This window comes from Oceanobacillus jeddahensis (assembly GCF_000750635.1).
Lineage (GTDB): Bacteria > Bacillota > Bacilli > Bacillales > Amphibacillaceae > Oceanobacillus > Oceanobacillus jeddahense.
Genome location: NZ_CCDM010000003.1, coordinates 206059 through 219432 on the forward strand (window position 1 = coordinate 206059; position 13374 = coordinate 219432).

The 13374-nt window shown below is 34.1% G+C and carries 17 protein-coding genes; 6 read left to right on the top strand and 11 right to left on the bottom strand.

Annotated features, from left to right (window positions below):
• The first annotated feature begins 3 nt into the window (after positions 1-3).
• From BN986_RS14380 to BN986_RS14405, 6 genes are all read left to right on the top strand, one after another.
• The gene (locus BN986_RS14380; protein ID WP_040982184.1) at positions 4-687 is read left to right on the top strand and encodes a response regulator transcription factor; all 684 of its coding nucleotides are present in this window, start codon (positions 4-6) and stop codon (positions 685-687) included.
• A complete protein-coding gene (locus BN986_RS14385; protein WP_040981300.1) occupies positions 674-1756 on the top strand; it encodes a sensor histidine kinase in 1083 nt (360 codons plus the stop codon). Before BN986_RS14380 ends, BN986_RS14385 begins: the two co-directional genes overlap by 14 nt.
• A 344-nt stretch (positions 1757-2100) precedes the next feature.
• Entirely contained in the window at positions 2101-3186 is a 1086-nt protein-coding gene (xerS, locus tag BN986_RS14390) for a tyrosine recombinase XerS (protein WP_040981302.1), read from the top strand.
• Between the two features lie 119 nt (positions 3187-3305).
• Positions 3306-4205: an LAGLIDADG family homing endonuclease gene (locus BN986_RS14395; protein ID WP_040981304.1), complete on the top strand. Its 900-nt coding sequence runs from the start codon at positions 3306-3308 to the stop codon at positions 4203-4205.
• 11 nt (positions 4206-4216) lie between these two features.
• On the top strand, positions 4217-4462 hold the full coding sequence (locus BN986_RS14400; RefSeq protein WP_052400815.1) for a hypothetical protein: 246 nt from the start codon (positions 4217-4219) through the stop codon (positions 4460-4462).
• A gap of 634 nt (positions 4463-5096) precedes the next feature.
• Positions 5097-5372, top strand: coding sequence for an acylphosphatase (locus BN986_RS14405; protein ID WP_040981305.1), 276 nt, complete (start codon positions 5097-5099; stop codon positions 5370-5372).
• Between the two features lie 58 nt (positions 5373-5430).
• Here the strand turns inward: BN986_RS14405 and cls are convergent, their stop codons facing one another.
• The 11 genes from cls to BN986_RS14460 all read right to left on the bottom strand — a co-directional run bounded on the left by cls (position 5431) and on the right by BN986_RS14460 (position 13351).
• Positions 5431-6885, bottom strand: a complete 1455-nt coding sequence (cls, locus tag BN986_RS14410; protein WP_040981307.1) for a cardiolipin synthase — start codon at positions 6883-6885, stop codon at positions 5431-5433.
• A 148-nt stretch (positions 6886-7033) separates the two neighbouring features.
• Entirely contained in the window at positions 7034-8551 is a 1518-nt protein-coding gene (locus BN986_RS14415; RefSeq protein ID WP_040981310.1) for an FAD-dependent oxidoreductase, read from the bottom strand.
• 231 nt (positions 8552-8782) lie between these two features.
• A complete protein-coding gene (locus BN986_RS14420; protein ID WP_040981312.1) occupies positions 8783-9022 on the bottom strand; it encodes an indolepyruvate ferredoxin oxidoreductase subunit alpha in 240 nt (79 codons plus the stop codon).
• Between the two features lie 141 nt (positions 9023-9163).
• Complete coding sequence (locus BN986_RS14425; protein ID WP_040981314.1) at positions 9164-9370, bottom strand: DUF6501 family protein; 207 nt, start codon at positions 9368-9370, stop codon at positions 9164-9166.
• Positions 9371-9411: 41 nt separating this feature from the next.
• Positions 9412-10371, bottom strand: coding sequence for a peptide-methionine (R)-S-oxide reductase MsrB (gene msrB / locus BN986_RS14430; RefSeq protein ID WP_040981316.1), 960 nt, complete (start codon positions 10369-10371; stop codon positions 9412-9414).
• A 114-nt stretch (positions 10372-10485) separates the two neighbouring features.
• On the bottom strand, positions 10486-10986 hold the full coding sequence (gene vrrA / locus BN986_RS14435; protein WP_040981318.1) for a VrrA/YqfQ family protein: 501 nt from the start codon (positions 10984-10986) through the stop codon (positions 10486-10488).
• 262 nt (positions 10987-11248) lie between these two features.
• Positions 11249-11473: a YozE family protein gene (locus BN986_RS14440; protein ID WP_040981320.1), complete on the bottom strand. Its 225-nt coding sequence runs from the start codon at positions 11471-11473 to the stop codon at positions 11249-11251.
• Between the two features lie 12 nt (positions 11474-11485).
• A complete protein-coding gene (tatC, locus tag BN986_RS14445; RefSeq protein ID WP_040981321.1) occupies positions 11486-12241 on the bottom strand; it encodes a twin-arginine translocase subunit TatC in 756 nt (251 codons plus the stop codon).
• 72 nt (positions 12242-12313) lie between these two features.
• Entirely contained in the window at positions 12314-12484 is a 171-nt protein-coding gene (gene tatA / locus BN986_RS14450) for a twin-arginine translocase TatA/TatE family subunit (protein ID WP_040982187.1), read from the bottom strand.
• Between the two features lie 35 nt (positions 12485-12519).
• Positions 12520-12720 (bottom strand): twin-arginine translocase TatA/TatE family subunit, encoded by a 201-nt coding sequence (locus BN986_RS14455; RefSeq protein WP_040981323.1) that lies wholly within the window; start codon positions 12718-12720, stop codon positions 12520-12522.
• Between the two features lie 139 nt (positions 12721-12859).
• The gene (locus BN986_RS14460; protein WP_040981325.1) at positions 12860-13351 is read right to left on the bottom strand and encodes a dihydrofolate reductase; all 492 of its coding nucleotides are present in this window, start codon (positions 13349-13351) and stop codon (positions 12860-12862) included.
• Positions 13352-13374: the final 23 nt, after the last annotated feature.

The window sequence follows — 13374 nt, forward strand, 5'->3', positions numbered from 1 at the left end:
GGGATGAAACAGACGGTATTGGTTGTTGAGGATGATAATATGATACGTGAGCTGATCAGCATTTATTTAAAAAAAGCTGATTATGATGTTTTTACAGCTGTAGATGGGGAAGAAGCGAAGGAAGTTTTTTTAACTGAGCATCCTTGTCTTATTATATTAGATCTTATGCTCCCAAAGGTAAGTGGCGAAGAATTTTGTATGTGGCTTAGAGAACAAGAAAGAAATGAGGTTTCTATTATTATGCTGTCTGCGAAATCACGTACAGAAGATAAGATTAATGGTTTAAAAATTGGAGCAGACGACTATTTAGTGAAACCTTTTGATCCGAATGAACTTCTAGCTCATATAGAAGCCGTTCTCCGCCGTACAGGGCAATACTGTCAAAAGATTGCTTACAATGGTCTGTGTATTAAGCCTCGAAAAGGGGAAGTATGGTTATTTAATACGCAATTAGAGTTAACCAAGCATGAATTTAATCTATTATATTATTTTATGGAGAATCCCAATGTAGTAATCTCTAGGGAGAGTTTAATGGAGCAATTATATCCTTATGCAAATAAATTAGTTACAGATCGAAGCATTGATGCACATATCAAAAAGTTACGCAAAAAAATCGAAGTCAATCCAGCTTCTCCAGAACGTATTACGACAGTTCGAGGAATGGGGTATAAGTTTGTTACAGAATAAATGGGGAAGGAGTTTCCTTCCTAAGCGATTATTATTTCAGCTAACATTCATTAATATTATTGTAATTGTAGCTTTTGTAATGCTTAGCAGCTGGGCAATTTATAATACAGCTTGTACGTTGGCAGATGGATTAACCTCAATGACCGCACAAAAACAAAATCAGTTTCAAGCAACACTCTTTCAATATTTATGGATATTTAGTATTTCTGCTGTTATTTTAGGCAGCCTTATTCATTTTTATTTAACGAAAAAAATGATCCAGCCATTAAAAGAGTTAATCCAATCTACCAAAGAGATGAAACAAGGGAAATATCCAAGTTCTATTCATGTAAAAGGAGACAGCGAAGTAGTTGAATTAATTCATCATTTTAATGATTTGGTTCAAAAACTGGAAACAAATGAACAGCAAAGAAAAAATCTTGTATCTGATTTATCACATGAGTTTCGAACACCATTAACAAACTTAAATGGTTATTTACTTGCTTTGCAAAATGGAGTCATGGAAGGAGATGAAAAGTTATATCAGTCTCTTTATACAGAATCATCGAAGTTAACGCAGTTAGTTGAACAAATGGAACAATTAAAAGAATGGGATGATATGCAAACATATTCCTTTAATGAAAAAGAACCTATTGATATGCAGGAATTTATTGAAAGATCCATTGAAATATTTCAATGGTCATTGGAAAAGAAACAGATTAAATTAGAAGTTGATATTCAACCCGGCGTTGCTATTATTAATCGTACAAATATTTCTCAGGTTATCAGTAATTTAATGGATAATGCGATTCGTTATTATGATGGTGTAGAACCAATTATTGTAAAAGGAGAAAAGCTTCTTAATGAGTATAAGGTTTCTATAACAGGGCCGGGAAGAAGCATTTCAGAAAAAGATAAAGAACGAATTTTTGAACGTTTTTATCGGATAGAAAATTCCAGGTCACGAGAATTTGGGGGATCGGGCTTAGGACTTGCTATTTCAAAGGAGATCATCGAACGTCATTATGGAAAAATAGGTGTCAATTCCGGAGAACATATGCATACTTTTTGGTTTGTTATTCCCTTATGAATAGATTGTATAAGCGAATTTAGAAATAGATTAAAGGAAACACCTAATGAGTACTTTAATGATTTGTCTTTGGATAGAGAGAAAATTATAACAGCGTATCATTTTTAATATTAGAGTAAGGAAAACGTACTTTTTTCTGCAGGGAGGAGTACGTTTTCCTAATACGGTAAATTTTTTTGTTTTTATTACGTTAATATTAATATTATCAACACATTCAGATATAAGAAGAGAGAAGCCATATGAAAGAAATAGCATATAAATATATTATTACGTAAAATATAAATTTGACGTAATAATTGCGATTATGAGTAGAGTATTGTAAAATTTATCTATGAGGTGATCAAATGGTAAATCATTCCAAACAGCAACTATACAACAAATTACAAACTTTGCTTAAGGAACTTCCTTGGTATGTCGAAGAATTTATCAATTATAAAGAAAGAAAATTATCAGCAGCTTCACTACTTAATTATGCGCACGATTATAAAATCTTTTTCAATTGGCTTGTTACCGAAAATTTTTATTCTGGTGAACTGAAAGATCTGCCGCTTGAATTACTTGAATCATTAACTGTCCAGGAAGCTGAACGATTTTTGGCCTTTCTAAAATACCAACTACATAACAAAGAACTCACAATAAACCGCAAATTATCTAGTTTAAAGTCGTTTTTCAATTACCTGCAAAATATTGCTGAAACACGTGATTTACAACCGTATTTAAAGCGTAATGTAATGGCAAAGCTGGAATTCAATGATATCAAAGAAAGTATGGAAACAACCGCAAATAAAATGGAAGGAAAAATTTTAATGGGTGATGAATATGAACAATTTCGCCAGTTTGTTGCCTATGATTATGGTGAACTTTTTAAAGATAATAAAAAAATCGTCAACTTTCATCTCCTGAACCGTGAACGTGATACAGCAATTGTCTCGCTTATTTTAGGCTCCGGATTACGACTTTCAGAGCTTGTAAACCTGGATTTAGATGATATTGATCACAGCAAATTTACTGCACGTGCTATACGTAAAGGAAACAAAGAACAATATGTTTATTTCAGCAAGCAAGCGATGGATGACCTAAATGAATATTTACAAATCAGATCGGCACGCTATCATGTTGAGAAAACGAATAAAGCTTTATTTATTGCTGCTGCAATGGGACCAAAAGGAACGCCGCGGCGCTTAACTGCACGCTCTATTGAAAAATTAATCGAAAAATACGCCAATGCTTTCGGGAAACCCTCATTATCTGTTCATAAATTAAGACATTCCTTTGCAACAAGGTATCACAATGAAATTAACGATGTACCGAAATTAAGGCGCCAACTCGGACACTCATCGATACAAACGACGATGATTTATACGCATATTAACAATGATGATTTAAAGAATGCTGTAGATAAGATGGATATGCCTAAGATTGATGAATAATTATCAGCGTATTATCCAACTCACTTTATAGCTTTTAATCCTCCTAGGTTTCTACTTGAATACACGAACAATTGTTTGTATAATTAGGTATAAGAAAACAAATGAAAGGAGATAAAATTGTGCCTAGAAATCCAGGAATCACGGACGAAGCAATTATCAAGATGTATAAAAGTGGCATGCCTTTTAAAGAAATGGTTTCACGGATTGGTATATCTGATCGTGCTATACGTAATGTCATGTATAAACACGGTATTAAAATGAACAGAGAACAATCTTCAGGACAGCCACGAAAGCATAAAATTAACGAAAATTACTTTAAGAAATGGTCCCATGAAATGGCGTGGGTTTTGGGGTTGTTTATAACAGATGGTTGTATAAATAAGACTAACTCCAGTGTCTCATTAACTCAAAAAAATCAAATGATACTGCGCCAAGTAGCAAATTATATGAATGCAGATTACATTTTATCGAAGAAATATCAAACAAGAATAACAGCAACATTGATTATTAATTCAAAAGAAATTAAAAATGATTTAGTGAAGTTGGGAGTATTGCCTAATAAGTCATTATCTGTACAATTTCCTAAGGTGCCGGATGAGTTCCTCACTTCTTTTATTCGAGGAGTTGTAGATAGTGATGGCTGGGTTGATAAAGCAGGTTATGCCATGCACATTACATCAGGCAGTAAACCATTTTCAGAAGCCTTATTATCGTTATTTTTATCATGGAAATTAAAACCGAAAATCACATCAATCACAGGCCAAAGTGGCAATCCTATTTATCGAGTATGGCTCAACGGGAAAACAGAAATTCAGAAATTAGCAAAAATTGTTTACAAACATACAGATACTAATAACTTTTTAATCTATAAAAGAGTCTATATGACTCAGCATTTAGATAATCCTTATTATGTTGAAGACGAACGAGATGTACCTAAATGGACACAAAAAGATGGGAAACTGGAACATATAAACTTGGGTTCGAGAATAGCGTTTCGAACGAATATAAAACGAATATAAGTAGTAGAACATTGAATCGTTTAAAAGTTATTGCTAAAGAACGGAAAATGCGCCTCAATCATTTAATCGAAATTGGATTAAAAAATATGCTAGCAAAGAGTGAGCTATCAATCACTCTACAAACAAGACCCAATGACCGGATTCAATATAAAACCACTTATGATAAAGATCTGTTAACTGAAGTTAAAAAGTTTGCCAAAGAGAATAATCTATTCATAAATGATGTAATAGAACAGAGTATATATTTTATTGATTGAAAGGTTGTGTAAGCAACTATTTTCTTTGAAAATTTCCTAGTTTACATAATATATATTATGGGAAGTTATAATTAAAACAAAATATTTCATCTCAAATTAAAGTATACTTTAGATAGTGAGATGAAATTGAATTTTTACAGTTTTGATTTGCTATTCTATTTATTCGTCTGTCTAAATCAAATCTTAATCCATAAATTAGTATCCAAGCAACGCTATCCAATCTTTTATATTCTTTGCAGCTGCGTTCTGGCTGACTTGCCGAATAGCTATCCTGTGCAGATATAAAACGTCAATTTGATTTTCATGCTTTCAAAAATATGCGTTTCTATTTTTAAATAGTCATTATGCTTGACGATTCACCCTTTATGTGTCCGATAAACATTTCATTCATTACATTCTTTTTCAATAAAGCTTCTTTAGAAAGTTCATTTTGGCAGCATTTTTTCAAATAGATGCAAATTCACCCTTCCTCCTCTCTATTATATTTCTTATCATTGCTACTGTTAACAAAAGCTCCTTGCTCACATCCTTTTATTAATTATTATTTTCAGAATATTCACTTCCTATGTTCTATCACTTTACTGTAAATTGATAAATAATCTATGCTATCATATCTACTAAGAGGTGATTATCAATGAAGTATGTATCTGCTAAAGTTCAAGGACGAGTGCAAGGTGTTGGGTTTCGCTACTTTACACAGCATACTGCTATGAGTCATGATATCGTTGGATGGGTAAAAAATGAAGATGATGGTGCTGTTTTAATAGAAGCATATGGAGACGATGATAATATCGACCGGTTTCTTGAAGAAATAAAAAGAGGCCCCTCTCGTTTTGCAAAAGTAAGTGAAATGGATGTAAACAAACTTAATGGAGAACCTGAATATAACTCTTTTAATGTTAAATATTAAAAAATAAGCCAAGCATAGAATGAATCAAGCTATGCTTGGCTTATTTTTTATTCTGGAATCATAAAATCGGCGAAAGTAATCGAGAAATACTTTCTTTAAATTTAATCCATAAAGACCGTTTCCGATAACGCTCGGTAGTTAATTCAGAGCTTTGTTGACAGTCCTCTTCAAATATATTGTACAATGCTTCGGAAACTTCTGTATCATAAGTAATCGCATTGACTTCAAAATTTAACCGGAAGCTTCGGGAATCAATATTCATTGTTCCAACAGAAGCAATCTTCTTATCTACCACAATTGTTTTAGCATGAAGAAATCCATTCTCGTATAGCAATATTTTTGCTCCGTATTCAAGTAAATCTCCTGCATACGCCCATGTTGCCCAATAAACAAATGGATGATCAGGCTTGCAAGGAATCATAATTCGGATATCCACCCCTGATAAGAGCGCCATTTTACAAGCATCCATAAAGCTTATATCTGGAATAAAATATGGTGTTTGGATACAGACACTTTCCTTGGCAGAGAGAATCATTTTAATATACATATTTTTTAAATGCTCGGTCTCTGAGTTTGGCCCACTAGAAACAATTTGCACCGGGCTTGTTCCATGGTGTTTTTCTAAATGGAAACAAAATTCTTTATAATCATCATGTTTATCTTTTCCAGCTTGGTGCCAATCCATAATAAATCTTACTTGAATATCATTCACGGCATTTCCATGTATTTTAAAATGTGTATCTCGCCAGTAACCAAATTTTTTGTCTTCTCCTAAGTATTCATCACCAACATTGAATCCGCCGATGTAGGAAAGATCGCCATCAATAATAACAAGCTTTCTGTGATTTCGATTATTGATTCGGAAATTAATAAGCTTTAAGAAAGACGGAAAGAAAACACGGACTTCCCCACCAGCTTGTTTTAGGTCATGAAAGAATCGAGATGGTAATTTCTTAGATCCTACTTCATCATATAACACACGAATCTTTACGCCTTCTTTTGCTTTTGTTATTAATGCATCTCTTAATCTTTTCCCCAGGTTATCAGGCTGGATAATATAATATTGAACATTGACCTCTTGTTTTGCAACCATGATATCATCTATTAAAGCATCAAATTTTTGATGGCCATCCTTAAATATAAAAATCTCATTATCCTCTGATAAGCGCGCATGGGAAGAACGCAGGTTCATTGTAATCAGGTCAATATATTGATTTAACCACGATACATCACTTTGTTTTTCTTCATCTATTATTTTTAAGTCTGTGTTAACTTCCTCTTTAAGCAGTTTTTGCTCTTCTTCCGTTAATCCGTAAAAATTATTTTGCTTTAAACTGCGGCCTAAAAAGATATAAATAAAGAATCCGACAATCGGTAAAAAGAATAAGACCAATAGCCACGCCCAAGTATAACCGACATCTTTCTTTTCAAAAAATAGCACACCTAATGCCAATAATAGATTAATAAAAATAATGATGGAAGCAATCATTGTAATAATGTTACCTATTTCCAATATAAATCACCTTCTTCTTCTACAAATTGATCCATTTCATTATTTAATTTTATTAGATTTATCCATATTACACTATATGGAATCAAAAGTTAAGTAAATTATTGTTACTAATAAATAAAAGGAGCACGTGAGAGTGCTCCTTTTCATATTAATCATCCAGTGATACTTTTCTTAATGGCTCTTTTGCCGGCCCTGCCATTACATCCCCGTTATAATGGTAACGCGATCCGTGACAAGGACAATCCCAAGTTCTATCTGCACTGTTCCAATTGACTTCGCATCCTAAATGCGTACACGTTGTATCAAGCGCATACACATTTTCTTCCTTATCTTTATAAAGACCAACGCGGGCGCCTTTTATAGTTGTAATCGCTGCCTCATCCAACTCTAATTCCTCTATTTCTTTAGGGGTCGGAAAAGAAAGTTTTCCTTTTAATAATTCTGTTGCAACTTCCATGTTAAAGTTGAATAAGTTCTTTAACATTGGTTTAGAGGCAAAGCGTGCTGGAGAAAATAAATCTTTGTATGGATTTTCTTCCTTTTCCAAAATGGTATCAGAAATTATTTTCGCTGCCAATGTGCCATTGGTCATCCCCCATTTTCGGTAGCCTGTAGCGACAAATATAGAAGGATCATCATCTGTTATTGGACCAATGTATGGCATCTTATCTAGTGTAGTAAAGTCTTGTGCAGACCATTGATAAGAAATATCTGTTAGCTCAAATTGTTCTTTAGCAAATACTTTTAAATTGTCATAGCATAATTTCTCATCCATATTTTCTCCTGATCGGTGGTTTTCACCGCCGACAAGGAGATAAACGTCTTTATTATTTAACGTAGCTGTGCGAATTGAACGAGTTGGATTTTCTACATTAATATACATACCGCCTGGATATTCTCCTGACCATTTTCCTGACACAATATAAGACTGGTCTGCGTACATTTTAGCAAAATAAAGTCCTTGATGATCGATATATGGAAAATGTGTAGCAGCTATCAGATAATCACACGAAACGCGATGATCATCTTTGGTGATTACGGCTTTTTGTCTATTATATTCCAGCTTCATCGCAACTGTTTGCTCATACACTTCTGTTCCATTTTTAATCGCTTCGTCAAGCATAAATTGTAAATATTTTAAAGGATGGAATTGTGCTTGTCCTGGCATTTTTAAAGCTTGTTTAGAAGGGATTTGCAGAGGCATTTCTGAACTAAGCTCTCCAGGAATATTCAAGCTCTTATACGCTTCAAATTCTTTCTCTAATTGTGATAAATAAGAAGCATCATCGGTATATAGAAAAGCATCTTGCTCTTCAAAATTACAATCAATGTGATTCTCTGTGATTTCATTTTTAATAAATTCCATGGTTTCTTGCATCGCTTGATAATATTTTCTAGCTTTTTCTTTCCCTATTGTTTCGATTAGTTCTGAATAAATGAGACCATGCTGAGCGGTGATTTTCGCAGAAGTATGTCCAGTAACACCACTAAGCACATGGTCGGCTTCTAATAAAGTTACTTTCATACCCTGTTTAGAAAGTAAATAAGCAGCAGTAATTCCAGTTAATCCTGCTCCAACAATACAGACCTCTGTTTTCTTTGACTCTTGAAGCTTCGGAAAGTCTTGAAATACGGTATCTGCTTGCCAAATTGATGTTGAGCCCATATTTATTGCACCTCACATTTGTATATTTCCTTTAGTATCTCCTTTTTTAGTTGGGTCTACTCATAAGAAATGAATACTAAATAAAATGTAGCAATGATCTATGTGGTTTATCCATCGATTAACGTGTTGGTATTGTGCTTACTCACTGCATAAAACATGTTACAGTGCATTAAAAAAGACTGCTTCTAATGAGCAGCCTTACTATTAAAATAAGCTTTAATTTGAGAAAAATCAACGATTCTCAAAAAATAGCCGATTTAATGAAATATATTCATTTTCCTCATCTGGCACTTCATCTTCCATATAAATTGCCTCTACTGGACAAACTGCCTCGCACGCACCACAATCGATGCAAATATCAGGATCGATATAGAACATATCTTCGCCTTCTTCTATACAATCAACAGGACAAACTTCTACGCATTCTCCTGCTTTTTCCGTTTTACATGGTGAAGTAATAATAAAAGCCAAAGCTTCTTCCCCTCCTCTTTACCAACATTGTTAACATATTAAGTAATTATAACGCATTTTAAAATAAAAAGAAATGTCTTATGTAAGGAGAAGATAAGACTTTCTTCGGAAAGAAAATCCTATCTCCTGCTTGGTATTATTTTAATGCTGCTCTTCAAAATAATCTTTTTTAAACCCTGCCATACGATCACTATTATCTATAATAAAGTAAAATTCTTCTGTTTCATTTTTTACGTCGTAAACTTTACCAGGGGTGAGCTTACGATCTACAATAAATTTTTTCGCATTAGCATGTACGCATTTAATTTGTTTAATGGTTTCTCTGTTTTCCCAATCTTTATGAATCATTATTTGTTCTCCTCTGCTTGTTTACATAATAATATTATAATCTATTTGAATAGATATAAAAAGTGACTATAGCCTTCTTCTTCCATTTTATCTTTTGGAATAAAACGCATTGCTGCCGAATTCATACAATAACGTAATCCCCCCGCTTCTTTCGGGCCATCTTCAAAAACATGTCCTAAATGAGAATCCGATTGTTTACTACGCACTTCTGTACGTACCATCCCATGAGAAGTGTCTGTTACATCTGTAACCTGCTGCGGATCAACTGGTTTTGTAAAGCTTGGCCAGCCGCAACCCGCATCGTATTGATCTTTTGATGAAAAAAGAACTTTTCCAGAAATAATATCGACGTAGATACCTTCTTCTTTATTATCCCAATATTCATTATCAAATGGACGTTCTGTTCCATTTTCCTGAGTAACGTGGTACTGAAGTGGTGTCAGCTTTTCTTTTAATTCTGTTTCAGAAGGTTTGTTTTGCCAATTCTCTTTAATAAACGCTTCCCGGCCAGAGCCTTTTTTATACATTCGGTAATGAAAAGAGCGTTTCTTGTAATAATCCTGGTGTTCTTCCTCTGCTTCGTAAAAAGGTTTAGCCGGAAGAATCGGCGTAATAATATCTTTTTTAAACTTTCCACTTTGCTGCAGCAATTCCTTTGAATGCTCCGCTATTTCTTTCTGTTCTTCATTATGATAAAAAATAGCAGTCTGATAGGATTCACCACGATCATTAAATTGTCCGCCTGCGTCTGTAGGGTCAATTTGCTGCCAAAATGTTTCTACAAGCTCTTTATACGGCATAATGTTGGGATCAAATTCTATTTGAACTGCTTCGACATGACCTGTTGTATCAGAACAAACCTGTTCATAGGTTGGGTTTTCTACATGACCGCCAGTATAACCGGAACGAATGCTGATTACTCCGGGACGTTCATCAAATGGTTCTACCATACACCAAAAGCACCCTCCTGCAAATGTAGCAAGCTCTTTTTGTTGTGACATTCTTTTTCCTCCTATCGCCATTCTTACTATATACTCTCCCCCTATTTTTCCTTTTTTATAAAAAAAAATCAAGCAGAAGGCTTTTATAATCACATCGATAGCCTTCTTCTTGATTTAAATATACAATTTTGGCGTAGAAACACCTTTTTCCTTGATTTGCTGTTTCGGTTCTTCTTTTATTTCTTCCGTTTGTTTATTTATTTCTATATTTGAATGCGGGCGTTTTGGAGGATTGCTCTTCTCTTCTGTTTCTGTTGGTTCATCGTTATCTTCCTTACTGAATGTTTTAAAGGCTTTCATCATTCTGTACATTGATGGGAGATTCTTAACCATTGGTCCATATTCTTGAATTAATGGCGCTGTTGATTGGACAACACCAAGAACTTGCTGTACCCCTCCAAGTGTTTTAGAAAGGGTAGAAACCCCTCCTGTTTGTGCTAACCCTTGTGTGGCACCTCCAGACAATAAACTTGCTAACCCTCTTGATTCGCCTTTTGTATTTGCGACTCCACTTGTGTTTCTAATTTCTCTAGGAATTCCCCTCAAATCATGATTTCCATTACGAAAAGGGGGCTGCGGCGAACGAGGCATTTGATTTCTGCGTGGAAAAACCATCACTATCAACCCCTTATCTATCCATATTTACTCTTTTAGTGTTCTGCTATAGAATATGCGGAAGCGATATAACTGTGTAGACACTCCTTTTATTTACGCAATCATTTCCCGGGAAACCGCAGGAATCACCAAATAACCAATAAGAGTGATAAAAGATTGTCGAAATAATGTGACATTCGTCAAATATTCATTGATCAAACGTTTGTTTAATCCATTAATCCAATTTATTTAACTATTTATCCATGAAAAAAAGCAGCTTGATTCAGCTGCTATATTTCCATTCATATTCTGACCAAAGTGCATCAAAAGTACTTAATGCGCTTGGGAACGGACTATTCCATTCAAGATAATCACTAATTTCATCATACGTTGTAGCGTATTGCGGGAAATGATGATCGTAAAATGCCCAATCTGCTAAAGCAGAATAATCATCCTGATCTAACTTTCCACGATGTGTTAATAAGAATTGATAAAAAGATTGATGCATACTTCCCCTCCTTTATTCATTCATAAAGGCTTCATGTTGTGCTTGTTTCTTTTTGTAAATGATTCTGCATAATTGAATACTCAGTTCATAAATAATGATCAGCGGTATTGCAACAACAATTTGCAGAAAAAAATCAGGCGGTGTAATCAGTACGCCGACGACAATTAAAATGAAATAAGCATATTTTCGGTTTTTAATCATAAATGCCGGAGTTAATATACCCAAGCTTGTTAAAAACATTGTAACAATCGGAAGCTCAAATAAAAAGGCAAATGGCAGTGTGATTTTTATTAAAAATCCGAAATAGCGTTCCACTGTAAACATGACATTAAACATATCATCATTCAAGGATAATAGAAAAGGGAAAATTAATTTAATAAATACGACATAACCAAATACAAGTCCCAGTACGAATAAAAACAATGAACCTGGTATATAGGCTAATGACACACGTTTTTCTTTTGCTGTTAATGCAGGGCTGACAAATGCCCAAAGCTGGTATGCGATAATTGGTATGGTGCCGGCAAAGGCGATTAATCCAGCTAATGAGAAATAAATCCAGATAATCTCAGCAGGACTAATGATCGTTAGCTGCATATCGATATCATCCACAAAAAATTGATAGATGCTTTTTACATTAATAAAGCCGACAATAAAAAATAATAGAAATATGATCGCAGTAACAATTAAACGATTTCGGAGTTCTGTTAAATGTCCTCCTACGTTCATTTCTTTTTCTCCAGGTATATGTTCTTCTGATTCAGGCATGCTCCAATCCCCCTTTTAAGCTGGCGACATAAAAGAGATGCAAGGAATAATCCCTACACCTCTGCAATTTAATTACTGTTTCTTTTTAGGATTGTCATTCAAAATATCCTGGCTTGCATTTTTAAACTCTTTTAATGTTGTTCCAAGCGCTCTTCCGATTTCTGGAAGTTTATTAGGACCAAAGACAATTAGGGCGGCAATAATGATTAAAATTAATCCAGGAAATCCGATGTTTGAAAATATGTTCATTATTTATCACTCCATATACGAGCTTAAACTCATTTTTCTTCTTTGATAATCGATTTTACTTCTTTTGCCTCATCCGTGACATCCTGTGTTAAATCACGTGTAGAATTTTTAAATTCCTTTAATGATTGTCCAGCGGCTTTCCCTATTTGCGGCAATTTATTTGGTCCAAAGATAATGAGGGCTAATACCACAATTAATATAAGTCCTGGAATACCTATGTTCGTTAACATTTGTCGACACCTTCTTTATTTATATTGTGTCCTCTTATATAGTATATTCAAAAAGTACAATTTATCACCCTTTGAACATGCACTTATAGAACATTGTCTCTCATTCATATCATAGCATGTTTAGAAAACATTAGACAAGTTAATTCTTACGGTCATATTGCAGAAAATAATAGTCGTAAGGATTTCTTTCGTTCTTTATCCCTTTTTCTTTTTCTGTGAGCTCCCACTCTGCTTCATCAAATACTGGAGCAAATGTATCGCCCGGGAATTCTTCATCGATTCTTGTGATATACATTCGATCAGCAATTGGTAGTGCTTGTTCATAAATTTCTCCGCCGCCAATAATAAAATATTCTATCTCCGGATGTTCTTCATTCCAATGCTTTACGGTAGACAAATCATGAATGATTTCTACATTATCAAGTGATAAATCTTTGTTTCTAGTCAGCACGACATTACGCCGCTTCGGCAATGGACCGTTCATCGACTCTAATGTTTTCCTGCCCATAATAATCGTGTTACCAGTTGTTTTTTCTTTAAAAAATTTCAAATCCTGTGGCAAGTGCCAAGGCATTTCATTTTGATAACCAATTACATTATTTTTACTCGCTGCAAATAGTAATGAAATCATATTTTTATCCTCCGTTCTATATG